We start from the raw sequence: 24,111 nt of genomic DNA, 5'->3' as shown, positions 1-24,111 counted from the left end.
AGGGCCACATGAAGACACATGAATACTATGTTAAACATAGCTATCAGCACACATATCTATTGGGTTTGACGCTCTTTTTATGCATAACTCTTAGTGGATGCTCGGCCTTCCAGACAGTGGCGGTGGAGTTTCCTGACACGCAGCCCAAGCAGCCCATTGCCTCCACAGCCCCAATATCGGGGCCAGCCACCGGAAGCCTCTTTCAAAAAGCCAGCTACCGCCCGGCGTTTGAAGACGCGCGCGCCCGCATGGTGGGTGACCAGATCACGATTCGCATCGTGGAGCGGGTCAGCGCCAAGCAGGTGTCGTCCTCCACGGCCAACCGCAACAGTTCTGGCTCGGCCAGCGTCAGCGCCTTCCCGCTGCTTTCACCCGCTGACCTGGCACGGCTCAAAGCGGGGTTCGATACCGAATCAAAGCAAGACTTCTCGGGTAAAGGCGGCACTGAGAGCGCCAACACCTTTGACGGCACGATCTCTGCCACGGTGATCGAGGTGCTGCCCAACGGGCACCTCAAGGTAGCGGGTGACAAGCAAATTGGCGTGAACCAGAATGTGGACGTGATGCGCTTCTCTGGCACCGTTGACCCGCGGCTGATCCAGCCGGGCAATCTGGTCAATTCTTCCCAGGTGGCCAACGCCCGTATGGAGTCCAAGGGCCGGGGCGCGCAAGCCGAAGCGCAAACAGTTGGCTGGTTAATGCGGTTCTTTTTCAGCTTTCTACCGTTCTAAAGTTGCGCAGAATCGTGCCGAGGGGTAACCAAATGCACGCCATAGCCAACACATCACTGCCAACACCGTCCACACGCCGCCCAGGCGTCTGGTTTCTAGCTGTACTGGCTTTTTTGCTGGCCAGCAGCTTGCTGGGCACGGCCAACGCCGCCCGCATCAAGGAAGTGGCGGCTGTGGAAGGTGTGCGCAGCAACCAGCTCACCGGCTTTGGGCTGGTGGTTGGGCTGGACGGCACCGGTGACCAAACCACGCAGATGCCCTACACCTCACAAGGCATGACCAACTACCTGCAACAGCTCGGCATTACCCTGCCCACCGCGTCTGTCTCGCAATTGCAGATGAAAAACGTGGCTGCCGTGCTGGTGACAGCCGAGCTGCCGGCCTTTGCCCGCCCGGGTCAAGCAATTGACGTGAATGTGTCTTCGATGGGCAACTCCAAGTCGATTAAGGGCGGCACGCTGATCTCCACCCCGCTCAAGGGCGCGGACGGTGAAATCTACGCCATGGCACAAGGCAACCTGGTGGTCGCCGGCGCCGGTGCCGCAGCGGGTGGCAGCAAGGTGCAGGTGAACCATTTAAGCGCCGGACGCATTCCGAACGGGGCGCAGGTGGAACGGGTCGTACCCACGCCCTTGCAGGAAAGCAATGGCATCACCCTGGGGCTGCAGGCCTCCGACTTTCAGACCGCACGCGGCGTGGCCCTGGCCATCAACAAACGCTTTGGCGCCGGTATTGCCCAGGCGCTGGACGGGCGCACGATCCGGGTGAGCGCGCCCACCGACCCTAATGCGAGGGTGACCTTCATGGCCGAACTGGAAGAATTGCCGGTGGAAAACTCGGTGCCTTCCGCCAAGGTGGTCATCAACGCGCGCACCGGCTCTATTGTCATGAACCAAGCGGTAAGCTTGGGTGCCTGCGCCATCGCCCACGGCAACCTGTCCATCAGCATCAGCACCACGCCAACGGTGAGCCAGCCCAACGCGCTGTCAGCCGGCCAAACCGTGGTAACACAAAAGTCGGACATCCAGATCAAGCAAGAGCCCGGCATGCTGATCCAGCTGCCCGCCGCACCCCAGTTGTCTGATGTGGTGCGCGCCCTCAACTCCTTAGGTGCCACGCCACAAGACCTGCTGGCCATTTTGCAAGCCATCAAGGCGGCAGGCGCGCTCAATGCCGAGTTGGAGGTGATCTGATGAGTGTCGGTCAAACCAGCATCAGCAATGCGTTGGCGGCAGACGCCAACTCGCTGGGCAAACTCAAATTCCAAGCCGGTAAAGACAGCCCGGCGGCCATCCGGGAAACGGCGAAACAGTTTGAGTCGCTGTTCATGCGTGAGCTCATCAAGAGCATGCGCGAGGCCACCATGAAGTCCGGCATGCTCGACAACCCGGGCAGCGATCTGGGCACTGATCTGCTGGACCAACAGTTTGCGGTGCAGATGTCGGGCCAGCCCGGCGGTTTGTCCGACCTGATTGCCGCCCAGTTGTCGCGCCAGATGGGCGTCGACATTCCGGAGGGCGCGCTCACCGCGGGCCCATTGACCACGCCATCGATGAGCGCGCTACAAAAATCGTCCTCACTGGCCGCCTACAGCGCCAGCGCGGTCAAGCCAACCTCGACCCAAAGCCAGTTTGTGGAGCGCCACACCGCCCCCGCCATGCGCATTGAAAAAGAAACCGGCATTCCCGCCAGCTACATGGTGGGCCAGGCTGGGCATGAAACCGGCTGGGGCAAACACAACATCCGCTTGCGTGACGGCACAAGCTCGCACAATTTGTTTGGCATCAAGGCCAGTGCAAGCTGGAAGGGCAAGGTCGCCGAAGTCACCACCACCGAATATGTCAACGGTGTGGCCGAGAAGCGTGTGGCGAAGTTCCGCGCTTACAACTCGGTGGATGAATCTTTCCGCGACTACGCCCGACTCATCACCCAGTCACCGCGCTACGCTCAGGTGACACAGCAAACCGATACACCCTACGCCTTTGCCAGCAGCTTGCAAAAGGCCGGCTACGCGACCGACCCCCACTATGCGACCAAGCTGAGCCGCGCCATTGAAACCACCCAGCGCCTGCAAGCCCGCACGCAAGTAGTGGCCCAAATCTTATGAGCGGTATCCTGAACGTGGCCACCCGTGCCCTGATGGCGAACCAGACGGTGCTGCAGACCACCGGCAACAACATTGCCAATGTCCATACGCCGGGTTACTCACGCCAGTCTGCGGTGCTGGAGACGGTGCAAGGCCAGTACACGGGCGGCGGCTACATTGGCAAGGGTGTCAGCGTGGCCACCATTCAGCGCACCTATAGCGAATTTTTGACACGCCAATCCACGCTAGCCGGTGCCGTTGCATCCGGAGATACAGCGCGCGCCGACAAACTCAAGCAACTAGAAACCCTTTTTCCCGGCGGCAAAAGCGGCCTGGGTGCCGCTGTGAACGACATGCTCAACGCGTTTTCAGACGTAGCGAGCTCGCCCACCGACTTGACCGCGCGCACGGTGGCACTCACCCGGGTGAGCGAAAGCGCCTCCCGTATGCGCAGTGCCTCCGCGAGCCTGGATGACCTGCAAGCTGGCGTGACCCAGGAAATAGCGCAAAAAATTGATGCCATCAACAGCCTTGCCAAGAACATCGCGTCGGTCAACGACCAGATCGCCCGCGCCAAGGGCCTTGGCCAGGCGCCCAATGATCTGCTGGACCAGCGTGACCAATTGGTGCGGCAAATCAACCAGTACATCCAGACCACTTCGATCCAGGCCGACGACGGTACTGTGGGCATTTTTATTGGTGGCAGTCAGCCTTTGGTGCTGGGCACGACGGTGGCTCAACTGGCGCTCGCAGACGATGACTTTGCCGACCCGTTGAACAGCAAGCTAAATCTCATCCGTAACGGCGTCAGCATCCGTATCGACGAAAACATGCTCGGCGGCGGCGAGGTGCCCGGCTTGCTGCGCTTCCAGAACACCGACCTGGCCGAAAGCCGCAACCTGCTGGGCAGGCTGACACTGGCGGTCAGCACCGGCATGAACGAGCAGCATGCGCTGGGGCTGGATCTGAATGGCAATGTGGGTGGCAACCTGTTTACACCGACAGTTCTGAACACCTCCTCAGGCAACATCTTCGCGCCCAAAGCGCCAGCCGTGGTCAATACGGGGACAGCGACCTTAACCTTGGGTGTGGCCGATGTCACTAAGTTTGTCGCATCAGACTATGAGATCAACTTCACGGGCGCAGCCGTCGGCAGCATCACCCGCAAGTCAGACGGTGTGGTCAGCACATTCTCTGGCGTGCCCATCATTATTGATGGTCTGACAATTTCCGCAGGTGGCGTAGCGAACGTCGGCGACCGCTTTTTGCTTAAGCCCTTCAGCACCTCGGCCAGCAACATTCGGGCAGAATTTTCGAGCCCAAGCTCTCTGGCAGTGGCCAGTCCGGTGGCTGGAAAGATGGGCACCACCAACACCGGCAGCCTTCAACTGAACTCCTTGGTCGCACGCGCCAACCCACCCACTAACGTCCCGCTCACCGTCAGCTTTACCGGTACCAACACGTACACCCGAAGCGATACCGGCGCCATCGTCCACACCTACATATCCGGCCAGACCATTGACGGCAATGCCTCACCAGCGCTCAACGGGTGGTCATTGGTGCTGCAAGGCTCACCCAAAACCGGCGACAGCTTCACAGTATTTGACATCAAAGACATTGCCAACAACAACGGCATCGACTTCAAACTCAATGCCGGCAATGCCAATGCCATCATGAACCTGCGCGATGCCGCCATGTTTGACGGCGCGTCACTCACCGATGGCTACGCCGGCATGATTGCGCAGATCGGCATCCGGACACAAAGCGCCAATTACGCGGCCAACGTGTCTGGCGCCATTGCCGCCAATCTGGAAACGGACCGCACGAGTGTTTCGGGTGTCAATCTGGATGAAGAGGCCTCCAAGCTGATCCAGTACCAGCAGGCTTACCAAGCGTCTGCCAAGGTCATCCAGATCGCGCAGAACATTTTTGACACCTTGATTCAAACCATGAGCCGCTAGGGCACACACCCAGGAGCCTTTCATGAGCACCCTCCTCAACCGCATTGGCAGCGCCAACACCTATGACAGCGCCATTCGCAATATCGCTGCACGCCAGTCCGCGCTGTCCAACCTGCAAGAAAACCTGACCTCCGGCAAACGGGTGGTGCGCCCCAGCGACGACCCCACTGCTGCAGCCAACGCCGAGCGCGCATTGAATCGCCTCAGCCGCATAGCCACCGACCAGCGTGCGCTGGATGCCCAGAGCAATGCCATCAGGCAGGCCGAAAGCACGCTGGGCACTGTGGTCGATGTGCTGCAAAAATTTCGTGAACTGACGGTGAGCGCCGGTAATGGGATTAACAGTGCTTTCGAGCGCAAGTCCATCGCCATGGAAATGCAGGGCTTGCGTGATCAGATTTTCTCCCTCGCCAACACCACGGACACCAACGGTCTGCCTTTGTTCAGCGCCCTGGGCAGCGCGCTGCAGCCGTTTGTCGGCCCGGTTTCCACCGCGCCGGACTACTCTTTTAAAGGCTTGCCTGGCCAAGCTGCTAGCAATGATGTGTCGATTCCGTTCACGGTGGACGGTGATGCGGCGTTCATGCTGCAAACCAGCCGCGATGGCGTCTTTAACGTTCAGTTGGGCATCGGCACCAGCACGCTGAAGACGGATGCCGTGGTGGTGAAAGACCCGGCGCAGCTAACCCCCGGCTCGTCTTACGCCATCAGCAACATTTCCCCCCCTGTCGTTGATCCAATAGCAGGGACCAGCTACGTCACCTACGATGTGAAGGAGACACTTGCCAACGGTTTGCCGGGCGCGACGCTGCCAACACAGCGGGGACCGGATTACCCATCCATCGGTGGCACCATCGCCATCAACATATCGAACGTCGCCACTCCCGTCCCTCCATTGCCTGCCGCCCCCCTGACCACCCCAGGGCTGAGCTTCAACATCATCGGCACACCGGTAGCAGGCGACAGCATCAAGGTCACACCCAGCCCCAGCCTATTCAGCGTGCTGGACAACGCCATCCGGGACATTGGCAGCGCCAGCAGCAGCAACAGTGCCTCGCAAGCCGTCAGCCAAGCCTTGCACAACATCGACATCGGCATGAGCCGCGTCTCGGCCGTGCGCGGTCAGGCGGGTGATTTGCTCAATCGGGCCGATCGCATCGCATCCAACCAGCAAGGCCGAAGCATCCAGTTGGAAGCCGACCGCTCCAACGCCGAAGACCTGGACGTGATCAAGGGCATCTCAGATTTCAACAACCAGCAGACTGGCTACTCCGCCGCGCTGCAAACCTACGCCAAGGTCCAACAGTTGTCGCTGTTCAATTACATCAGTTAAGCCACCAGCGCCAATGCGCCAAAGTCGCCCACGCGCTCGCCCAAGCCAGCGCTCACCAGTTCACAGCCATCGGTGAGTGGCGGCAGTTTGCCGCGCACCACGGCGCGCAGGCGCGGCAACAGGTAGTCACGGTGGTGCCAGTAAACGCTGCCGCCGATGCTGATGCGTTGCACGTCGAGCGTGGCAATCAGGTCGTAGAGCATTCGCCCCATCACCTCACATAAGTCATCAATAATGGCTGTAGCCCTTGTGTCACCTGCGTAAGCAGCTACAAAAAGCGTAGCAGCGTCCGGGTAGCCTTGCGGCGCAAAGCGCCGGGCAATGGCGTTACCGGCGACCAGACTCTCGACGTCGCCCACATTGCCGCAGCCACACAGCGCATCGTCGTTGCTCACCACAAAGGTGTGTCCGGCGTGGCCTGCGTTGCCGTTTTTGCCGCGCAGCACATGGCCGTCCACACACAAGCCGGTGCCGATGCCGGTGCTCCAGGTGACGTAGGCGCAATGCGCCATGGGCACGCCATCCGCCTGCAGCGCACCCCAGCGCCGCTCAGCCTCCAGCGCGCCAATACCGTCGTTTTCTACCCGCACCTGCGGGAAAGCAGCGCGCAGCGGGGCCTCCAGCAAGGCGGTTTTCCAGTCGTTGGGCAAGCCCCGTGCCGGGCCAGCCTGGCCGCCGCAGATGTTGGGCGCCGCCAACTCGACCAGCCCCTGGCACAACACAAACGGGCCGCAAGACGCCACGCCCACACGGGCGATGTGCGCCACCGGCACGCCCGCTTGCGCGCAACTTTGGCCAATCAGGCGAATGATCTGCAGACCTAGCGCATCAGGTTTGCCGGTGGTAGCGGTGGGTTCAGCCAACTTGCCACGCACGCCGTGCTCATCTACGATGTTGACCGCCACTTTGGTTCCGCCAATGTCCACGCAGGCCACCGGCGCACTACCGGCAGGCAATTTAAAAGTATCCAAAGAGGGCATGGAAGGGTTTGAGTTCATGGTGGTGGTTTCAAAAAGCACGGGCGGTGCCCACTTGAGCGGGTTCAGCTTCGGCCGTAATCATCGCTCAAGCGAACAATGTCATCCTCACCCAGATAGTCGCCAAACTGCACCTCCACAATTTCTACCGCGCCAGTGGTCAGATTCGCCAGCCGGTGGACTTGCCCCAGCGCAATGTCACAGGACTGACCCACGGCCAGATCAAACACCCGCTCATCCAGGGTGACATGCGCCGTGCCCTGCACCACCACCCAGTGTTCAGCGCGGTGTTGGTGTTTTTGCAGGCTGATTTGCTGGTGCGGGTGCACGCCAATACGCTTGATTTTGAAGCCCGGCTCTTCCGAGACCGTCTCAAACCACCCCCACGGGCGCTGGGTTCGCGTGCTGTCAAAGGGTGAAGGCTGGGTCATGATCAGGGCCAGTTTGGGAATCTGTCGATGCTAAACCTTCACCCGAGCCTGAGTTACCAAGGGGTTACCCGCCACCCTCCCGCCGCGGCGTGGTGCACCCAGGCGCTTAACTCGGCAAGTTCGCCTGCGTCCAGCGCACGATATCGGCCGCTGCCATGGCGCCCGCCTGGCGCGCCACCTCGCGGCCACCGACAAACAGCGCCAGCGTCGGAATGCTACGGATATTGAAGCGCGCACCCAGAGCCTGATTCGCCTCGGTGTCGACTTTGGCCACGCGAACTGTCGGCTCCAACTGTTTCGCGGCCTGCTCAAAACCCGGCGCCATCTGGCGGCACGGGCCGCACCAAGGCGCCCAGAAATCGACCAGCACCGGGATCTGGTTGCGGCTGATGTGCTTGTCAAAGCTGACTTCATCCAGCGCCGTGGAATGGGCTTCAAAAAGCGGCTTGTGGCAGCTGCCGCAATCGGGTGCGCTGGCCAGACTAGTGCGGGCGACGCGGTTGGTGGTGTGGCAATGGGGGCAAACAATGTGCAATGAATCTGTCATGGTGAAACCTTTCTGCACTGCATATATCGGCAAAGGCTGAAATATCAAGCCCCGCCAGGGCTCACAAAACTCTTGAGATCCCGGCTGCCACCAGACTCAGGATGATGGTGGTGGCAAACGGCAAGAAAATTTCGCGGCCAAAAATCTTGAAGCGCACATCGCCCGGCAGCCGCCCAAAGCCGAGCCTTTGCAGCCACGGCGTGACACCGTTGAGCACAATCAACGCCAGCAGCACCACAATCAGCCAGCGGATCATGGGCAACTCCGGAGCGGCAAGTTGGGCAGATGTAACAGATGGGGCATCAATTCACAGCGTGTGCGTTTTGTCGCCCAGCGCAAAGCCCAGCGCCTGCCAGGGCTCGCCCTTGTAGAAACCAATCACCTTGAAAAACTCGCCCATTTCATGCTCCATGATCAGTTTTTGTGCCATCACCCGGGTGGGCAGGTCGGCGGCTTCCATGTAGGTGAGCAGGCCGCAGTTCATCAGAAACCGCGCCTGGTTGCAGTAGCCCAGCACGTCCAGCCCGGCCTCGTTGCCCGCCAGCGCCACGCCGGTGAAGTTGACATGGGAGGTGATGTCTTTCTGGCCCACATCGCGCAATGGATCGTCATCTACTCGGTGCGCCTGGTGGCACATGACGGTGCCCATGTGGCGCTGCGGGTGATAGTACTCGGCCTCGGGAAACCCGTAGTCCAGCAAAAACACCGCCCCAGCCGTGAGTTTGTCGCCCAGCGTGCGGATGAAAGACTCACCTTGCGGGTGGATTTCGGTCAGGTAGTCGTGCTCGCCAATGATCTCCAGCGGCGGGCGCAAGTCAGTTGGGCGGTCTTGCCAGACAAAGGTGGGCACGCCATCCAGCCCCATCTCGCCCAGCGCCACACCACGCTCATGCCACACGCCGTTGCTGCGCGCCAGCAGCTTGACAGGCATGGCGTCCAGCACCTCATTGCCCAGCACCACGCCTTGCAGGGTGCTGGGCAGCGCGTCCACCCAGCGCACTTGCTCAGCGAACTCTGCCAAGGTAGCCTGCTGGCGCGCGCGCAAGCTCTCCGAGATGTCGACGATGGTGTAAGTTGATAGCACCACGCCCTGTGCCTTCAGGGCCTGCAGCACTTGCAGGGCCAAGGCGCCCGAGCCTGCGCCAAACTCCCAGACCGCGCTGGTGCCAGTCACTTGCAGCGCCTGTGCCACCTGGTTGGCCAGTGTCCAGCCAAACAGCGGCGTCATCTCGGGTGCGGTAACAAAGTCGCTGCCAGCCACACGCGCCCCGCCCTGCACGGTGTAAGGCAGCGTGCCGAACTTGGTGCTGCCGTGGGCGTAGTAGCCCAGGCCAGGCGCATACAGCGCTTGGTGCATGAAGGCATCAAAGCCAAGCCAGCCACCCGCCGCAAGAATATTTTGGGCAATGCACGGCGCAAGCAGCGTCGTTAAACTTGGGGGTGTCGTCATAACCTGCGGATTGTCCCCGAATGCCCACCGATCCCAACCCCACTCCGCGTCAACCTACGGTTTTGATCACCGGTGCTGCCAAGCGCCTGGGCCGCGAGATCGCCCTGCTGCTTGCCAAAGAGGGCTGGCGGGTTGCGGTGCACTACCGCGATTCGGTTGAAGATGCAGTAAAAACGGTAGCAGACTGCAAAAGACTGGCGGGGGCTAGCGCCGCTTTTCGTGCTAATTTGGCCAATGAGACCGCGGTGCGCAAATTGCTGCCCACGGTGATTGAAGAATTCGGCCATGTCGATGCACTGGTCAACAGCGCCTCCACCTTTGAGCACGACACCTCTGCCACCTTCACCTTTGCCGCGCTGGAAAAACACGTGCGCTCCAACGCGGGGGCAGCCATTTTGCTCAGCCGTGCCTTGTTTGAGCACTTACAAACCCAAGGTGCCGACAGCCGGGGCACCATCGTCAACCTGCTGGACCAGAAGCTGTGGAACCAAAATCCGGATTTCATGAGTTACACGCTGTCCAAGGCCGCACTGGAGGCCGCCAACACCATGCTGGCCATTGAGTTGGCACCGCGCATGCGGGTGGTGGGCGTGGCCCCCGGCTTGACGCTTTCCAGCCACATGTTGAGTCCGGAAAAGTTTGATGCCGTCAATAAATTGTCACCTTTGGGGCACGCCTCCACTGCTACTGATGTGGCCGCGACAGTGGCCTTTGCCTTGAACAACAAATCAATCACGGGCACCACCATTCTGGTGGATGGCGGTCAGCATCTGGTCACCACTGACGTCCGCCCGCAAAACGAGACATCACAACAATAGCGCTTGCCAACAAAATGAAAACCGTTGTCAAACCATTCGCTTTCGTTGTTCAAAAAAACCACCCATGAACGACGAATCGATGAAAGCATCCAGCGATCTAATCCGCTGGCTGAAGATGCTTACCTTGCCCAGCTGGGCCAAGTTATTGATTGCTGTTGTGATGCTACTGACACTTTTCAGCGCATTGGGAATGCTGATTTGGGGGTTGCTAAACGCAAAACTGGAGATCATTTCGTCCGCTGTTGCCATGTTGACAGTTGGATTGCCCATTGGTCTGATCGTTGTCGCCCTGGTTTTCGGTGACGGCGGATCCCGAAAACTCGCCGAATTGACAAAAATCGTACTAACCAAAGAGATCCCTGAAGCAATTCTTCAAAATCTCGGTTCCACCTCGGGCGATACGAGCTACAACAATCCAAAAGTGCTGCCCACGTTGAGCGACTGCATTGCAGACTATGTGCTATCGGCCACGAGAACACCGTTGGCATGATCAGGGGCAGAGACAGCAAGGCTGTGACGCTGCAGTTCAAAGTTGAACTCAACGTCAAAAAGGCCAATGTAGTGATTTGGATTCCAGTCCCTGGAGACGAGTCCACGCCTCAATCCCTCCAAGGTGTAGAGAACTATCAGCACGTCTTGGCGGGAGCTCTGGCAGAGGGTTACATTCAAAATGCGGCGCCCATCACCGATGCCAGGCTTGGTTATCTGGGGTTCGTTTTCATCAAACTACTTGGAGATGATTTTTTGCTTAATCCGGGTGATAGGCTTTATTTTGCTCAAGACTTGGCCTTTTTTGTCAGGGCGCTTCTAAGCGTCGCCACGAACTCACAACATGGCTAGAAGCGTCTTAATCACAGGCGGTGCGCATAGGCTGGGCAGCATGCTCTGCCGCTGCTTTGCTAAAGCAGGCTGGGATGTGTGGTGCCACTACCAGAGATCCTCCAGCGCGGCCGAGCTACTGCGCTACGAGTTGGAACAGCAAGGCTTCTCTATTCGAACCATTCAAGCCGATTTGGCCGATGATGCACAGCGTCGGCAAATGATGAACCACATCATGGTGCAGTCTGGACCGCTGTACTGTCTGGTCAATAACGCGTCCAGTTTTGAGCCTGACAGTGCCCGGGACTTTGACATCGACGCAGCGCGCCAACAACTCGAAGTCAACCTGCTGGCACCCATGGCCCTCTCTGCTTTGATGGCCCAAGGCATTCCCTGCAGTGATACTTCAGGCGGGCGAAGCATCATTCATGTTCTAGATCAAAAAGTCTTCAATCTAAATCCTGATTATTTTTCCTATACGACATCCAAACTTGCCCTAGAGCGACTGGTTGCGCTGCAAGCTCAAGCGCTGTCACCCCAACTCCGCGTATGCGGCGTCGCGCCCGGTCTGATGTTTTTAAGCGGGCCACAAACCCAACAAAATTTTGACAAGGCAAGTCGGATCAACCTGATGCGCCGGCCCACGAGTCCGGCGCAGGTAGCAGCAAGTTGCCTGTTTCTCGCCGATAACCAGTGCATTACCGGGGTAACACTTACCGTGGACAACGGCCAGCATTTGGTGCCACTGCCGCGGGACGTGATGTTCATGGTCCAAGATCTTTTGAAAGATAGCCAATGAATCCCATAGAACTCGCCAATCTGGCGCTGACCTGCCGCAGGCTGTTTTTGCGCGACCACGTCGTCGAGGTCATGATCGGTGCACATGACTTTGAAAAAAGTCATCCTCAACGCGTGATCTTCAATGTCGATTTGTTTGTGCCCTATGAATACTCCACACCTAAAGCAGACCAATTGACCGAGGTCGTGGACTACGACTTCGTTCGCGATGTCATCAGACGACGCCTGGGGTCTGGCCCCGTCGTTTTGCAGGAAACGCTTTGTGACGACATCGCTGCTGCATTGCTGGCGCACCCACAAGTTAAAGCAGTGCGACTGTCCAGTTGCAAGCCTGACGTTTACCCAGACTGCGCGGGCGTGGGTGTTGAAGTGTTTCACACCAAATAGGCACCACCCAATGAACGCCAACATCTCCCTGGCCACCTACACCCAGGGCCTGCAGACCCTGACCCTCACCGGGCTGCGTTTTGATGCCAGCCTGGGCATCCTGGAAGCTGAAAAAACCGCGCCACAACCCATCCAGGTGGACGCCGAACTCAGTCTGGGCCCCCAACCGCTGCTGCCGCACGACGACGACATTTGCCATGTGCTGGATTACCGCAAAGTGCGCAAAATCATCATTGACGAATGCACCGCCGTCCATGTGAACCTGCTGGAAACCCTGATCGGCAAGCTCTGCAACCGCCTGCTACGTCTGCCCAATGTGAAAGGCGTGCGGGTAAAAATTGCCAAGCTGGAGATTTTTGACGACTGCGAAGTGGCGATCCGCATGGAAACCGGGCAGTGGTAAGGGGCATCCCATCATGACCACCCACGCACCCACCCCCCACGAAGCCACGGTGCGCGCCGCGCGCGAAGCCCACAAACTCGAGAAGCGCCTGTGCCGCCAGGTTGGCCAGGCGATCATCGACTTCAACATGATCGAGGAAGGTGACCGCGTGATGGTCTGCGTCAGCGGCGGCAAAGACAGCTTTGGCCTGCTCGACATTTTGCTGAAGCTGCAAAAGCGCGCGCCGATCCACTTTGACCTGATCGCCGTCAATCTGGACCAGAAGCAACCCGGTTTTCCGGCGCACATCCTGCCCGACTATCTGAGCAAGCTCGGCATCGAGTACCACATCGAAACCCAGGACACCTACAGCATCGTCAAACAGGTGGTGCCTGAGGGCAAAACCATGTGCAGCCTGTGCAGCCGCTTGCGCCGTGGCATTTTGTACCGCGTGGCAGACGAGCTGAAAATCACCAAAATCGCGCTGGGCCACCACCGCGACGACATGCTGCACACCTTTTTTCTGAACATGTTCTTTGCTGGCAAGCTCAAGGGCATGCCGCCCAAACTGGTGAGCGACGATGGTGGCCACATCGTCATCCGCCCGCTGACCAATGTGGCTGAAAAAGACCTGATTGCCTGGGCTAAACACCGCGAGTTTCCCTTGATTCCGTGCAGCCTGTGTGGCAGCCAGGAGAACTTGCAGCGCCAGGAAATCAAGCGCATGATGCACCAGTGGGAGCGCCAGTACCCGGGGCGCACCGAGACGATGTTCACCGCGTTGCAAAACGTGGTGCCCTCGCATTTGATGGACCGCAGCCGCCACGACTTTCACAACATCCAGACCACCGGTCAGGCCGATGTGGATGGCGACAAAGTGTTTGACGAAGAAGAATTTCCCTTATCCACACGGCCAGGAATTCCCCTGGCAGTAGCCACTTTTTAAATATAAAAAAAGCCTCTAGCCCTTATGTACAAAGCGCTAACAGCTCTACTTTTCGTAGTAACCCTGCTTACTGGCTGCAGTGGTATGAGGCTGGTGGACAGCCAGGTCAACAGCTTTGCGCCAGCCAGCGTGCCTGCGGGTAGTCGCTATCGCTTTGAGCGGTTGCCGTCACAGCAAGCCAACCCGGCGCAAGACCGCCTGGAACACATGGCCGAGCAGGCTTTGGCCCAAGTCGGTTTGACCCGCGACGACCAAGCCGCCCGCTACAGCGTGCAGGTGTCAGCCACCCAACGCGCACAGCAACTCGTGCTGGACCGCCCTGCCCTAGGCTGGAACCTGGGCTGGATGTTTGGCAACGGCGGTATTTCAGTGGGCAACGGCATGCTTTTCCCGAGGCTGGACGCGCGCACCAGTTACTGGCGCGAGGTGGGGCTGATCGTGCGTGAGCGTGCCAGCCAAGCGGTGGTGTTCGAGTCGCGCGCGGTGCACGAAGGCCCCTGGTCAGACAGCGATGCCATCCTGAGTGCTATGCTGGATGCCGCGTTGCAGGGCTTGCCCAACCCGCCCGCTGGCGAGCGTCGCGTTAATATTGAAATCCCACGCTAACAGCGCACTGTCTGCGCCTACATAACGGTTCATGGAAGAAATTCGGTCGGAAATCATTGATGTCGAGCGCTTGCAGCCCGGCATGTACGTCGAGCTTGAGTTGGGCTGGCTGGCGCATCCGTTTCCCACTGGCAGTTTCAAGATCACTTCCGACAAGCAAATCGAGATCATTCGCAGCCTTGGGCGCAAGCAAATTCGCTATGTGCCTAGCAAAAGTGACCTGAGTCGACCCGTGGCGCCAACGATTGTTGCGCCGTCGCCCGCGGCAACCGCTCCCGACGCGACGTCAGCCTCACCCAGCACGACTTCTGCCCCAGCGGACGTGACTTCTGCCCCAGCGGACGTGACTTCTGCCCCAGCGGACGTGACTTCTGCCCCAGCGGACGTGACTTCTGCCCCAGCGGACAAGGCTGACACTCCTGCCCAACGCGCCGCCCAAGAGCAGCACCTTCGCAGAGCGCGCGCTGAGCGGCTGGCTACGCAGCAGCGCGACCTGGCGGTGTGCGAGCGACGGTTTGGTCAGACTGTGCGCCAGTACAAGCAAGCCATTGAGCAGGTGCACAGCCAACCCCACACGGTGATGACGCAATGCCTGACGCTCGTCACCGGCTTCGTCACCGAGATGCTATGCGAGGACGACTCAGCCATCCGCCTGCTCTCAGACAGCATGGGCGACAAACTGGCCATGCACCCGGTGAACATCAGCATCATCTGTTTGCTGCTGGGCAAGCAACTGGGCCTAAGCGCTGCCGACATGACCGACCTCGGCCTAGCAGCGTTTTTGCATGACATCGGCAAGCTGGAGCTCCCCGACAGGGTACGCTGGCTGGACGACAGTTTTTCTGCCAATGAGATCAAGGTTTACCAGGAGCACGTGGCCCAAGGCGTGCGATTGGGCCAAAGCATTGGGCTACCGGCCGGTGCCCTTTTGGCCATCGCGCAGCACCACGAGATGGTGGACGGCAGCGGTTTTCCGGCGCACCTCAAGGGCGACAGCATCACGCTACCGGCGAAAATCCTGGCCCTTGTCAACCGCTATGAAAACCTGTGCAACCCCAGCCGACCCGCGGCGGCCGTGACGCCGCACGAAGCCTTGGCGCTGATCTTTGCACAGCTCAAGAGCCGTTTTGATCCGATCGTGCTGCGGGCCTTCATCCGCATGATGGGCGTGTATCCAACGGGCTCGGTGGTGCAACTCAATGACCAGCGTTATGCGATGGTGGTGTCGGTCAATTCGGCGCGGCCACTGAAACCGCGACTGATCGTTTTTGATGCCAAGGTGCCCAGGCACGAGGCGCTGATTCTCGACCTGGAAACTGCGCCTGATCTGGGCATCAAACGCAGCCTCAAACCCGCTAGCCTGCCCCGCGCAGCGCTGGACTATTTGTCACCGCGTCAGCGCATGTGCTACTTTTTTGAGCGCGCCGTGGATGTGTCGCCAACGCAGAGTGCACCATGACACGCGACGTCTGGCGCCCGTTGATTGAAGGCTTGCTGGAATCCGTCTGGCTGGTGGACCCGGTAGACCTGCGCATTCTGGCGGTCAACCAGGCGGCCTGTGACCTGCTGGGCCTGGAGCGACAAGCCATGGTGGGCAAACCTGCCATTGAGCTCACCGCCACGCCAGAGGACCAGTTTTTTTGGGAGGACGTGGCCGCTGGCCTGACCGAGAGCATCCACTCCGAGACCCTGCTGCGTGGCGCGGACGGCATGGCGGTAGCGGTAGAGCGCCGTGTTAGCCTGGTCTGGCCCGAGACAGATCGCTCGGTGTACCTGGTAGGCATGCGCGATCTGCGCCAACAGCACGACACTGAAAACGAGTTGGAACAGTTGCTGGCCGAATTGCGCGCGACGCTGGAATCCACCGCCGATGGCATCCTGGTCAGCGACCTGTCCGGGGCCATTCGCAACTACAACCGCCACTTCAGCGAGCTCTGGGCCGTGCCAGAGGCACGGCTGCACCAGCGCGACGATGCTGCGCTGTATGCCCACCTGGCCAGCCAGGTCAGTGATGTGCAGCGCTACCGGCAGCGGCTGCTGGAGATAGCCGACAACCCCTTGCTGGAAACCTATGATGTTCTGGTGCTCACCAGCGGGCGCGTGCTGGAGCGTGTGACCCGCCCGCTGTACAGCCGCGGGCAACCCACCGGGCGGGTGGCATCGTTTCGCGACATCACGCAAAGCCTGGCGGCGCAGTCGCAGCTCAAGCTGGCGGCCAAGGTGTTTGAGTCCAGCCTGGAAGCGATCTTTATCACCAACCCGGATTTTGAGATCGTCGCAGTCAACCCTGCGTGTGAGTGCCTGATGCAATGCGCGCCAGGCAAGCTGCTCGGCGTACCGGCGCAAGATGTTTTTTATGACCCGCAAGACCCGGAGCTGATGGCCGCCATGGCCGCCACACTGTTGGAGCAGGGTTTCTGGCGTGGCCAGCTGTGGGTTCGCCAGCAAGACCTGAGCGCCTGCGCGGTACAGATGTCATGGGTGCTGCTGCGTGACGATGCTGGTCAGGTGACCCACAGCATCGGCTTCTTTCGCGACCTGACCGAAGAGAACGCGGCGCAGAAACGCATTGAGCAGCTGGCCTACAACGATGTGCTGACCGGCCTACCCAACCGGCTGATGCTGTCGCAGCGAGCCGAGTTTGCGCTGCGCGTGGCCGAGCGCAACGCTGGCGAGTGCGGGGTGTTTTTTATCGATCTGGACCGCTTCAAAAACATCAACGACTCGATGGGCCACACCTTTGGTGACCGGGTGCTGGTGGAAGTGGCGCAGCGGCTCATGCGTTGCCTGCGCGATACCGACACCCTGTGCCGACTGGGTGGTGACGAATTTGTGATCTTTTTGCAAGACATTGACGCGCGTGGTGCCGAGGTACTGGCGCAGCGCATTCTGGCGTCCATGGGCCACGCCTTGCAGATTGATGACATGCAGTTTTCCATCGGCTGCAGCATTGGCGTGGCGCTGTACCCGGAAGACGGTAAAACGCTGGACGCGCTGATCAAATGCGCCGACACCGCCATGTACCTTGTGAAGGCGCGCGGGCGCAATAGCTTTCGCTTTTACCAGCCGCAGATGAATGTGAACCTGTTGTCTCACCTGAAGATGGACCACGCCATGCGTCTGGCCATGGACAAAGGGCTGTTCCGGCTGCATTACCAGCCACAGATTTCACTGGCCAACGGCAGCCTGCAGGGTGCCGAGGCGCTGCTCCGCTGGACCGACGACGAACTGGGCGTGGTGTCGCCGGGGCTTTTCATTCCGCTGGCCGAAGCCTCCGGCTTCATCACCACCCTTGGCACCTGGGTGCTGGAAGAGGCGGTGCGCCAGGCCACGTTGTGGCAAAACCGGGGCACGCCAGTGACGGTGTCCATCAACGTTTCGGCGCTGCAGTTTCAGCAGCCGGATTTTGTCGAAACGGTGGCCGCGGTGATCAACATTGCGGGGCTGCAGCCGCAGCTGCTGGAGCTGGAGCTCACCGAATCGATCCTGATCCAGGATGCCAACGAGACCCTGAGCCGCCTGCATGCCTTGTCACAGCTGGGTGTGGCGCTATCGATTGATGACTTTGGCACCGGCTACTCCAGCCTCGCGTATTTGAAGCGTTTCCCGATCTCGAAACTCAAGATCGACCGATCATTTGTCACCGGCCTGCCCGACGACGAGAGTGATCGCGCCATTGTCAGTGCCACTGTCGGCATGGCGCGTGGTCTCAAACTCAAGGTGGTGGCCGAAGGCGTGGAAACCACCGCCCAGCGCGACTACCTGGCCAGCCTGGGCTGCGCGTCTTTTCAGGGTTTTTTGTGCGCGCCAGGCCTGGCCGCAGACAAGTTTGAAGAACTCATCGCCAGCCTGCCGCCCAGCACCGCCTGAGCGCTTAGGCTAGACAAGACGGCGGCACCGCCAGCGATGCCAGCCCTTATAATTTCATATGACAAATACGGCTCTAGCCCTTATTAAATAAGCGCCAGCAGCTATACTTTTGGTAGCATCAACCTAAACTGCACCGCCTCATGCAAGCCACCCGCATCATCGCCATCCGCCATGGGGAAACCGCCTGGAACGTCGACACCCGCCTGCAGGGTCACCTGGACATTGACCTCAACGACGCTGGCCGCTGGCAGGCCGCTCGCGTGGCACAAGCGCTGGCCGACGAGCCCATAGACGCCATTTACGCCAGCGATCTGCTGCGCGCCTGGCAAACCGCCCAGGCGATTGCCAATGTTGCCAATTGCCCACTGGCCCCACATACAGGCCTGCGCGAGCGCGGGTTTGGCGCGTTTGAAGGCAAAACCTACGCCGAAATCGAAACCACCTGGCCAGAGATGTCACAAGAATGGCGCAAGCGCGACCCCGACTGGGCGCCACCCGGCGGCGAGTCACTCACCGCCCTGCGCCAGCGCGTGCTCACCACCGTCAACACGCTGGCCGCGCAGCACATCGGCGCCCAGATGGTGCTGGTCGCCCACGGCGGCGTGATGGACATTCTTTACCGCCTGGCCACCGGCCAGGGCCTGCAAGCCCCACGCGCCTGGCAGCTTGGCAACGCCGCCATCAACCGGCTGCTGTGGACACCCGAAGGCCTCACACTGGTAGGCTGGGCGGATACCTCGCACCTGGAGAGCGACAGTCTGGACGAGACCAGCGCGTAAGAAGCTGCAAGCGCTAACCGGGCTAAACTGAACGCCCACTCACGTTTTCAGGAGCTTGCACTATGGGCCTGCCACGACGCCATCGAGAAAATGGTTTCACCTATGCTGACTATCTGAACTGGCCCGAAGGTGAGCGCTGGGAGCTTATTGATGGCCAAGCCTACGCCATGAGCCCAGCACCCAGCAACTTTCACCAACTCATCGTTGGAGAGTTGTTTCGATGTATTGCCAATTACTTTCTCGGCAAGCCCTGCCGCCCATTCGTTGCGCCGTTTGACGTGCGCCTGCCGGTCTCGGGCCCAGCCAACGCGCAAATTGACACGGTCGTGCAGCCCGACATCAGCGTGGTGTGCAAACCCGAGCAGCTCAAAGACAACCACGGCTGCCTGGGCGCGCCGGACTGGGTCATTGAAGTCTTGTCTCCCAGCACCGCCGTGTATGACCAGAGCACCAAACGGGCTCTGTACGAGCGCCACGGGGTAGCTGAGTATTGGTTGGTGCATCCGGGTGACCGGTCGGTCACGATCTACCGCATGGATAGCGGCGCCTACGCAAAGCCGTCGGTTTTTGGCTTGGAGGACGAATGTGGGCCTAGCGCATTCCCCGACCTGCGCATCACCGTTGCCGCCGTTTTCAACGATCTGCCACCGCTGGAAGCCAATGCGTGAAAACTCTCCAGTGAGTCCTGGCTGCGACCCTTACCCGGGTCAAATATGCGGCTGCAAACCACTACACTCCTGCGCGTCTGAACCCGGTTTAACACTTCCCCCAAGGCCTTCGCCCTTGCAACACCCATTGATGGAGAATTTTTGTGCAACTCGTTTGTCTTGACCTTGAAGGCGTGCTCGTTCCTGAAATCTGGATTGAGTTTTCCAAGCGAACCGGCATCCCCGAACTGTCGCGCACCACGCGTGACGAGCCGGATTACGACAAACTGATGACCTACCGGCTGGGCCTGCTCAAAGCGCACAAGCTGGGCCTGCCCGACATTCAAAAAGTGATTGCCGAGATGGGCCCGATGCCGGGCGCATGCGACTTTCTGGACGCACTGCGGCGCGACTACCAGGTGATTATTTTGTCTGACACGTTTTACGAATTTGCCATGCCGCTGATGGCGCAATTGAACCTGCCCGCGCTGTTTTGCCACAAGCTGCAAGCCGATGCCCAGGGCTTTCTGGTGGCCTACCATTTGCGCATGCCAAACCAGAAAAAGGAAGCCGTGCAGCGCTTCAAGGAACTCCAGTTCCAGGTCATCGCTGCTGGCGATTCGTACAACGACACAGCCATGTTGTCAGAGGCCCACGCCGGTATTTTGTTTCACCCGCCGCAAAACGTGATCGACGAATTCCCACAGTTTCCGGTGACGATGAATTACACCGAACTGCGCAGCCAGATTGATCTGGCCGCCAAGCGTATTGCCGCTTAGGCCCTGAGTTCCACTTCGGGCATCAAGGCCTTGACAGGCCGAACAAGCCGTCCCCATTCTGCGTTGCGGGCGGTGTCACCCCCAGGTGCCGGTAGGCCGCTAGCGTGGCAATGCGCCCACGCGGCGTGCGCTGCAGATAGCCCTGCTGGATCAGGTAGGGCTCGATCACATCTTCAATCGTTTCGCGCTCTTCGCCAATGCTGGCGGCAATGTTGTCTAGCCCGACCGGGCCGCCGTCAAAGCGGTGGATCACCGCCTCTAGCAGCTTGCGGTCCATCAAATCAAAGCCTTGTGGGTCCACGTCGAGCATGGCCAGCGCGCGGTTGGCAATGTCCAAGGTGATTTCGCCCACACCTTTCACGTCGGCATAGTCGCGCACGCGGCGCAGCAGGCGGTTGGCAATGCGTGGCGTGCCACGGCTGCGCCGGGCAATCTCGAAGCCACCTTTTTCGTCGGTCGGCACCTTCAGCAGGCCCGCGCTGCGCTTGACGATGCGCGCCAGCTCTTGCGCGGTGTAAAACTCCAGCCGCGCCACGATGCCAAAGCGGTCGCGCAGCGGGTTGGTCAACATGCCCGCGCGGGTGGTGGCACCCACCAGGGTAAAGGGTTGCAAGTCAAGTTTGATGCTGCGCGCTGCGGGACCTTCGCCGATCATGATGTCGATCTTGTAGTCTTCCAGCGCGGGGTACAAAATTTCTTCCACCACCGGGCTCAGGCGGTGAATTTCGTCGATGAAGAGCACATCGTTTTTTTCCAGATTGGTCAGCAGCGCGGCCAAATCTTTGGGTTTTTCCAGCACCGGGCCGCTGGTTTGCCGCAAATTCACGCCCAGCTCGGCGGCAATGATGTGGCTCAGCGTGGTTTTGCCCAGGCCTGGCGGGCCAAACAGCAGCACATGGTCCAGCGCCTCGTCACGCATCTTGGCGGCGCTGATGAAAATTTCCAGCTGCTCGCGCGCCTTGACCTGGCCCACGTAATCATCGAGCAGCTTGGGGCGCAGCGCGCGCTCAATGGCTTCTTCGTTGGGCGAGGCGGGTGCGTTGGACACCACGCGTTTGGCGGGTGCCGGGGCAAAGTCGTCGGTTTGGATACTCACAGCGGGCTTAAGTGGCAGGGTCAGGTGATGGAGGCTGGCACTATAGCGCTCAATATGAAGCTCAGGATTGCCGATAACATGACATGGACACTATTCACGCCCCGCTCGCCGCAGTAAGAGGCCATGGACCCGACATGAATACACACTGCACCTTACCCCACCCCAGCGCCGCCTCAAAAGCCCTGGCAACCGCCCTGCCCGCTGCCGGTTGGCGCACCCGCGCCATGGTTTTGGGCCTGAGCGCCCTGCTCATCGGCAGCACCTGGAGCCTGGCACACGCCGCAGCCCCTGCCGACGCGGCTGACCGCGCCGCCCAGCCGGGCGCCAGCAGCGGCAAGACTGCTGCCAAAAAGCCGGTGGCCGCGTCCTCTGAAGAAGCAATAGTCACGGAAAAAATCGATCTGGGCAACGACCTCAAAAAGGCCCTGCGCGAGAGCCTGCCCGGCCGCAAAAAACTCACCCTGGTCATCACGGACAACCCCGAACCAGCAGCAGCTGCGGCAAAAACAACCCCACCGCCGAAAACCACGGCCAAGACTGCAGAACAGGCCGAACCGGTAACACCAGCGGTAGTGGCCCGCCCCCGCGCAACGCCTGCGCGGACGAACGCAACAGCGCCTGCGCACCCGAAAGCCGCAGTGCACCAGCCTTTGGTCAGCACCCCGGCCAGCCGCAACTACATCCGGGCAAAAGCAGCCTCACTGGCCGGATACGAGCCTGATGCCCAGCCTCACGCCAACGCCAACAGCAGCCACGAAGGCGGCCACTGGTCCTACTCGGGCGCCACCGGGCCACAAGCCTGGGGCCAGCTCAAGCCCGAGTTCAATGCCTGCGCCTCGGGTAAACGCCAATCACCGATCAACATTGAAGACTCTTACACCCTGCAAGGGCCAGCCGAGCCACTGCTGTTCAACTACCAGCCGTCCACCGGCACGGTGGTCAACGACGGCCACAGCATCCAGGTGAATGTGCAGGGCAACAACACGCTAACGGTGCGCGGCACCACCTACTCGCTGGTGCAGTTGCAATTTCACAGCCCCTCTGAGATACAGGTGAACGCCCGCAGCTACGCGATGGGGGTGCACCTTATGCACAAAAACGCCGACGGTCAGCTGGCCGTGGTGGCCGTGCTGCTTGATCCGGGCCAGACCAACGCGATGATTGACAAGGTCTGGACCTATATGCCGCTGGACGTGGGTGACGAGGTGCGTATGCCTGCCGGCCTGCTCGACATCAATGATTTGCTGCCCAAAGACCAGCGTTACTACCAGTTTCTGGGCTCACTGACCACGCCGCCGTGCACCGAAGATGTGCTGTGGATGGTGCTCAAGGAACCCGCCCAGATCAGTGCGGCGCAATTGCGGCTGTTTCAGCAGCTCTACCCCAACAATGCACGCCCGGTGCAACCAGTCAACAACCGCCCGATCAGGAACGCGAAGTAGGCGGCACCATCGGTAGCCGCACCCGAAACGCTGCGCCGCGACCGGGTTCGCTGCACCGGCGCTGGTGCCACAAGCGCGGCGCGCTGTCACAGCGCCGGTGTGTTACCAATTCAACGAAATTTCCTTGCCAGACTTCTGGCCACCCTCTATTGAAGCCTTCGTAGAAATGCCAAGTGAGGGCCACGCCGTGGCGATACCGCTAGGCGCTGCGTCAGGATTTCAAGGTGAATCCTCGTGATGGCGCTCAATCGAGTGTCGAAAAACTTTACAGCAACAGGCTCGCAACATTTTGAAATAAAAAAATCTTCTTTAATATCAATGACTTAGAATTTTGGCCCGGTTATTGCTACATTCTGTAACATAACTGTTTATGGAGTCCAAATCATGATGTTTCGAAAACTTTTTGCTATGTTGGCCATTGCCGGCGTCTGCGGTTTTTCGGCTTCGGTCGCTAGCGCTGCCACTGTGCAAGTTAAGTTCGATAACCCTATCTTCAATGGATCAGGATATGACAACGTGCGCATCACCTACCCAGGCAAAAATCTCCAGGGCGTCAGTGCGGGTCGCTTTCAGGGGACAGTGACTGGCTTTGCAGGTGTCCCCGCCTCGATTTTCGTGGATGGACTCAGTGACCTCTACATGTATTGCTATGACGTGTACCAACACATTGAAGCCGGAAAGACTGTCAACTACACCATCGATCTGGCAGGCGGAATGCCTCGCACGCTTGATTTTCTGGGCGCGGTGAACAGCGAGTTGAGCGCCGGCAAAGCCTACGATCCCTATGCTTGGCTACGTCTTTATCCAAATAATGCAAAAAAATCTGCGTCCTTAGGCGCGGCGATTCAGCTCGGTATTTGGGAGAGTCTGTACGAAACCCATAAAGATTGGGATCTGTCTGGCGGCGCCTTCCAGGCGACGGACCTAGATAGCGACACCACCACCTGGTGGGAAAAATTCAAAAAAGCGATAGACACCACGGATGCACTGGACCCCATGTATGTGATGACGTTTAAAAACGACACATACCAAGACATGATCGCCGGTGACCCACCGTCAGAGGTGCCAGAACCCGGCTCGCTGGCATTGCTGGGCTTGGCCTTGGCTGGCTTGGCCGCCACACGCCGTAACAAGGGTAGCGCGCAATAACGCGTCCGGGGGTGGCGGTACGGTCAAGCCAACGGCTTGGCTGAACAAAAATTCCGCCGCCTCTGTTGAGCCCGATC

At 59.7% G+C, this 24,111-nt stretch carries 26 protein-coding genes; 20 read left to right on the top strand and 6 right to left on the bottom strand.

Annotated features, from left to right (window positions below):
* Nucleotides 1-122 precede the first annotated feature (122 nt).
* Genes BLL52_RS08190 through flgL form a run of 5 tightly spaced genes read left to right on the top strand, consistent with a single transcriptional unit; the run spans nucleotide 123 to nucleotide 6,111 of the window.
* Nucleotides 123-731 carry a flagellar basal body L-ring protein FlgH gene (locus BLL52_RS08190; RefSeq protein ID WP_241839079.1) on the top strand — a complete coding sequence of 203 codons (609 nt, stop codon included), beginning with the start codon at nucleotides 123-125 and terminating at the stop codon, nucleotides 729-731.
* A 32-nt stretch (nucleotides 732-763) separates the two neighbouring features.
* On the top strand, nucleotides 764-1,924 hold the full coding sequence (locus BLL52_RS08185; protein WP_075586191.1) for a flagellar basal body P-ring protein FlgI: 1,161 nt from the start codon (nucleotides 764-766) through the stop codon (nucleotides 1,922-1,924).
* Entirely contained in the window at nucleotides 1,924-2,838 is a 915-nt protein-coding gene (gene flgJ / locus BLL52_RS08180) for a flagellar assembly peptidoglycan hydrolase FlgJ (protein ID WP_075586190.1), read from the top strand. The genes BLL52_RS08185 and flgJ overlap by 1 nt, the downstream gene beginning before the upstream one ends.
* Nucleotides 2,835-4,778 (top strand): flagellar hook-associated protein FlgK, encoded by a 1,944-nt coding sequence (gene flgK / locus BLL52_RS08175; RefSeq protein WP_075586189.1) that lies wholly within the window; start codon nucleotides 2,835-2,837, stop codon nucleotides 4,776-4,778. The genes flgJ and flgK overlap by 4 nt, the downstream gene beginning before the upstream one ends.
* A 22-nt stretch (nucleotides 4,779-4,800) precedes the next feature.
* Nucleotides 4,801-6,111, top strand: a complete 1,311-nt coding sequence (gene flgL, locus BLL52_RS08170) for a flagellar hook-associated protein FlgL (protein ID WP_075586188.1) — start codon at nucleotides 4,801-4,803, stop codon at nucleotides 6,109-6,111.
* On the opposite strand, the gene BLL52_RS08165 is transcribed toward flgL, so the two are convergent.
* The 5 genes from BLL52_RS08165 to BLL52_RS08145 all read right to left on the bottom strand — a co-directional run bounded on the left by BLL52_RS08165 (nucleotide 6,108) and on the right by BLL52_RS08145 (nucleotide 9,516).
* Complete coding sequence (locus BLL52_RS08165; protein WP_075586187.1) at nucleotides 6,108-7,091, bottom strand: ROK family protein; 984 nt, start codon at nucleotides 7,089-7,091, stop codon at nucleotides 6,108-6,110. The two genes, flgL and BLL52_RS08165, sit on opposite strands and share 4 nt — an antisense overlap.
* 62 nt (nucleotides 7,092-7,153) lie before the next feature.
* Nucleotides 7,154-7,519, bottom strand: a complete 366-nt coding sequence (locus BLL52_RS08160; protein WP_075586186.1) for a phosphomannose isomerase type II C-terminal cupin domain — start codon at nucleotides 7,517-7,519, stop codon at nucleotides 7,154-7,156.
* 106 nt (nucleotides 7,520-7,625) lie between these two features.
* The gene (trxC, locus tag BLL52_RS08155; RefSeq protein ID WP_075586284.1) at nucleotides 7,626-8,066 is read right to left on the bottom strand and encodes a thioredoxin TrxC; all 441 of its coding nucleotides are present in this window, start codon (nucleotides 8,064-8,066) and stop codon (nucleotides 7,626-7,628) included.
* Nucleotides 8,067-8,127: 61 nt separating this feature from the next.
* Nucleotides 8,128-8,322, bottom strand: a complete 195-nt coding sequence (locus BLL52_RS08150) for a DUF2905 domain-containing protein (protein WP_075586185.1) — start codon at nucleotides 8,320-8,322, stop codon at nucleotides 8,128-8,130.
* 51 nt (nucleotides 8,323-8,373) lie between these two features.
* Nucleotides 8,374-9,516 carry a class I SAM-dependent methyltransferase gene (locus BLL52_RS08145; protein ID WP_075586184.1) on the bottom strand — a complete coding sequence of 381 codons (1,143 nt, stop codon included), beginning with the start codon at nucleotides 9,514-9,516 and terminating at the stop codon, nucleotides 8,374-8,376.
* A gap of 20 nt (nucleotides 9,517-9,536) precedes the next feature.
* Between BLL52_RS08145 and BLL52_RS08140 the strand changes: the two genes are divergently transcribed.
* From BLL52_RS08140 to thrH, 13 genes are all read left to right on the top strand, one after another.
* Complete coding sequence (locus BLL52_RS08140) at nucleotides 9,537-10,334, top strand: SDR family oxidoreductase (protein ID WP_075586183.1); 798 nt, start codon at nucleotides 9,537-9,539, stop codon at nucleotides 10,332-10,334.
* A gap of 64 nt (nucleotides 10,335-10,398) precedes the next feature.
* On the top strand, nucleotides 10,399-10,824 hold the full coding sequence (locus BLL52_RS08135) for a hypothetical protein (RefSeq protein WP_075586182.1): 426 nt from the start codon (nucleotides 10,399-10,401) through the stop codon (nucleotides 10,822-10,824).
* Complete coding sequence (locus BLL52_RS08130) at nucleotides 10,821-11,174, top strand: hypothetical protein (protein ID WP_075586181.1); 354 nt, start codon at nucleotides 10,821-10,823, stop codon at nucleotides 11,172-11,174. The genes BLL52_RS08135 and BLL52_RS08130 overlap by 4 nt, the downstream gene beginning before the upstream one ends.
* A complete protein-coding gene (locus BLL52_RS08125; RefSeq protein WP_075586180.1) occupies nucleotides 11,167-11,952 on the top strand; it encodes an SDR family NAD(P)-dependent oxidoreductase in 786 nt (261 codons plus the stop codon). Before BLL52_RS08130 ends, BLL52_RS08125 begins: the two co-directional genes overlap by 8 nt.
* A complete protein-coding gene (locus tag BLL52_RS08120) occupies nucleotides 11,949-12,338 on the top strand; it encodes a dihydroneopterin aldolase (RefSeq protein ID WP_075586179.1) in 390 nt (129 codons plus the stop codon). The genes BLL52_RS08125 and BLL52_RS08120 overlap by 4 nt, the downstream gene beginning before the upstream one ends.
* A 10-nt stretch (nucleotides 12,339-12,348) precedes the next feature.
* On the top strand, nucleotides 12,349-12,741 hold the full coding sequence (locus BLL52_RS08115; protein ID WP_075586178.1) for a dihydroneopterin aldolase: 393 nt from the start codon (nucleotides 12,349-12,351) through the stop codon (nucleotides 12,739-12,741).
* Between the two features lie 13 nt (nucleotides 12,742-12,754).
* On the top strand, nucleotides 12,755-13,666 hold the full coding sequence (gene ttcA / locus BLL52_RS08110; protein ID WP_075586177.1) for a tRNA 2-thiocytidine(32) synthetase TtcA: 912 nt from the start codon (nucleotides 12,755-12,757) through the stop codon (nucleotides 13,664-13,666).
* 84 nt (nucleotides 13,667-13,750) lie between these two features.
* Entirely contained in the window at nucleotides 13,751-14,272 is a 522-nt protein-coding gene (locus BLL52_RS08105; RefSeq protein WP_241839078.1) for a DUF4136 domain-containing protein, read from the top strand.
* A 31-nt stretch (nucleotides 14,273-14,303) separates the two neighbouring features.
* The gene (locus BLL52_RS08100; RefSeq protein ID WP_075586175.1) at nucleotides 14,304-15,731 is read left to right on the top strand and encodes a cyclic di-GMP phosphodiesterase; all 1,428 of its coding nucleotides are present in this window, start codon (nucleotides 14,304-14,306) and stop codon (nucleotides 15,729-15,731) included.
* Entirely contained in the window at nucleotides 15,728-18,142 is a 2,415-nt protein-coding gene (locus BLL52_RS08095) for a sensor domain-containing protein (RefSeq protein ID WP_075586174.1), read from the top strand. The genes BLL52_RS08100 and BLL52_RS08095 overlap by 4 nt, the downstream gene beginning before the upstream one ends.
* Before the next feature lie 140 nt (nucleotides 18,143-18,282).
* Nucleotides 18,283-18,921 (top strand): histidine phosphatase family protein, encoded by a 639-nt coding sequence (locus tag BLL52_RS08090; RefSeq protein WP_075586173.1) that lies wholly within the window; start codon nucleotides 18,283-18,285, stop codon nucleotides 18,919-18,921.
* A 62-nt stretch (nucleotides 18,922-18,983) separates the two neighbouring features.
* Nucleotides 18,984-19,589: a Uma2 family endonuclease gene (locus BLL52_RS08085; RefSeq protein ID WP_075586172.1), complete on the top strand. Its 606-nt coding sequence runs from the start codon at nucleotides 18,984-18,986 to the stop codon at nucleotides 19,587-19,589.
* Between the two features lie 143 nt (nucleotides 19,590-19,732).
* The gene (thrH, locus tag BLL52_RS08080) at nucleotides 19,733-20,347 is read left to right on the top strand and encodes a bifunctional phosphoserine phosphatase/homoserine phosphotransferase ThrH (protein ID WP_075586171.1); all 615 of its coding nucleotides are present in this window, start codon (nucleotides 19,733-19,735) and stop codon (nucleotides 20,345-20,347) included.
* 22 nt (nucleotides 20,348-20,369) lie between these two features.
* Here thrH and ruvB read toward each other — a convergent pair whose 3' ends face one another.
* A complete protein-coding gene (gene ruvB / locus BLL52_RS08075) occupies nucleotides 20,370-21,443 on the bottom strand; it encodes a Holliday junction branch migration DNA helicase RuvB (protein ID WP_075586170.1) in 1,074 nt (357 codons plus the stop codon).
* Nucleotides 21,444-21,577: 134 nt separating this feature from the next.
* Here ruvB and BLL52_RS08070 point away from each other — a divergent pair, with 134 nt between their 5' ends.
* Entirely contained in the window at nucleotides 21,578-22,885 is a 1,308-nt protein-coding gene (locus BLL52_RS08070) for a carbonic anhydrase (RefSeq protein ID WP_075586169.1), read from the top strand.
* Between the two features lie 384 nt (nucleotides 22,886-23,269).
* Complete coding sequence (locus BLL52_RS21375) at nucleotides 23,270-24,034, top strand: PEP-CTERM sorting domain-containing protein (RefSeq protein ID WP_075586168.1); 765 nt, start codon at nucleotides 23,270-23,272, stop codon at nucleotides 24,032-24,034.
* The last annotated feature ends 77 nt before the right edge of the window (nucleotides 24,035-24,111 follow it).

It is taken from the genome of Rhodoferax antarcticus ANT.BR (genome assembly GCF_001938565.1).
Classification (GTDB): domain Bacteria; phylum Pseudomonadota; class Gammaproteobacteria; order Burkholderiales; family Burkholderiaceae_C; genus Rhodoferax; species Rhodoferax antarcticus.
This window is presented reverse-complemented; position numbering and strand designations above follow the sequence as displayed.

Bases quoted from the DNA above. Each gene is read 5' to 3' on its own strand.
- BLL52_RS08090 (WP_075586173.1), top strand. From the start codon at position 18,283: ATGCAAGCCACCCGCATCATCGCCATCCGCCATGGGGAAACCGCCTGG.
- BLL52_RS08100 (WP_075586175.1), top strand. From the start codon at position 14,304: ATGGAAGAAATTCGGTCGGAAATCATTGATGTCGAGCGCTTGCAGCCC.
- BLL52_RS08160 (WP_075586186.1), bottom strand. From the start codon at position 7,519: ATGACCCAGCCTTCACCCTTTGACAGCACGCGAACCCAGCGCCCGTGG.
- BLL52_RS08150 (WP_075586185.1), bottom strand. From the start codon at position 8,322: ATGATCCGCTGGCTGATTGTGGTGCTGCTGGCGTTGATTGTGCTCAAC.
- BLL52_RS08125 (WP_075586180.1), top strand. From the start codon at position 11,167: ATGGCTAGAAGCGTCTTAATCACAGGCGGTGCGCATAGGCTGGGCAGC.
- BLL52_RS08140 (WP_075586183.1), top strand. From the start codon at position 9,537: ATGCCCACCGATCCCAACCCCACTCCGCGTCAACCTACGGTTTTGATC.
- BLL52_RS08145 (WP_075586184.1), bottom strand. From the start codon at position 9,516: ATGACGACACCCCCAAGTTTAACGACGCTGCTTGCGCCGTGCATTGCC.
- BLL52_RS08105 (WP_241839078.1), top strand. From the start codon at position 13,751: ATGAGGCTGGTGGACAGCCAGGTCAACAGCTTTGCGCCAGCCAGCGTG.
- trxC (WP_075586284.1), bottom strand. From the start codon at position 8,066: ATGACAGATTCATTGCACATTGTTTGCCCCCATTGCCACACCACCAAC.
- BLL52_RS08165 (WP_075586187.1), bottom strand. From the start codon at position 7,091: ATGCCCTCTTTGGATACTTTTAAATTGCCTGCCGGTAGTGCGCCGGTG.
- flgJ (WP_075586190.1), top strand. From the start codon at position 1,924: ATGAGTGTCGGTCAAACCAGCATCAGCAATGCGTTGGCGGCAGACGCC.
- BLL52_RS08095 (WP_075586174.1), top strand. From the start codon at position 15,728: ATGACACGCGACGTCTGGCGCCCGTTGATTGAAGGCTTGCTGGAATCC.
- BLL52_RS21375 (WP_075586168.1), top strand. From the start codon at position 23,270: ATGATGTTTCGAAAACTTTTTGCTATGTTGGCCATTGCCGGCGTCTGC.
- BLL52_RS08185 (WP_075586191.1), top strand. From the start codon at position 764: ATGCACGCCATAGCCAACACATCACTGCCAACACCGTCCACACGCCGC.
- BLL52_RS08135 (WP_075586182.1), top strand. From the start codon at position 10,399: ATGAACGACGAATCGATGAAAGCATCCAGCGATCTAATCCGCTGGCTG.
- BLL52_RS08070 (WP_075586169.1), top strand. From the start codon at position 21,578: ATGAATACACACTGCACCTTACCCCACCCCAGCGCCGCCTCAAAAGCC.
- flgL (WP_075586188.1), top strand. From the start codon at position 4,801: ATGAGCACCCTCCTCAACCGCATTGGCAGCGCCAACACCTATGACAGC.
- BLL52_RS08120 (WP_075586179.1), top strand. From the start codon at position 11,949: ATGAATCCCATAGAACTCGCCAATCTGGCGCTGACCTGCCGCAGGCTG.
- BLL52_RS08130 (WP_075586181.1), top strand. From the start codon at position 10,821: ATGATCAGGGGCAGAGACAGCAAGGCTGTGACGCTGCAGTTCAAAGTT.
- BLL52_RS08115 (WP_075586178.1), top strand. From the start codon at position 12,349: ATGAACGCCAACATCTCCCTGGCCACCTACACCCAGGGCCTGCAGACC.
- ttcA (WP_075586177.1), top strand. From the start codon at position 12,755: ATGACCACCCACGCACCCACCCCCCACGAAGCCACGGTGCGCGCCGCG.
- BLL52_RS08085 (WP_075586172.1), top strand. From the start codon at position 18,984: ATGGGCCTGCCACGACGCCATCGAGAAAATGGTTTCACCTATGCTGAC.
- flgK (WP_075586189.1), top strand. From the start codon at position 2,835: ATGAGCGGTATCCTGAACGTGGCCACCCGTGCCCTGATGGCGAACCAG.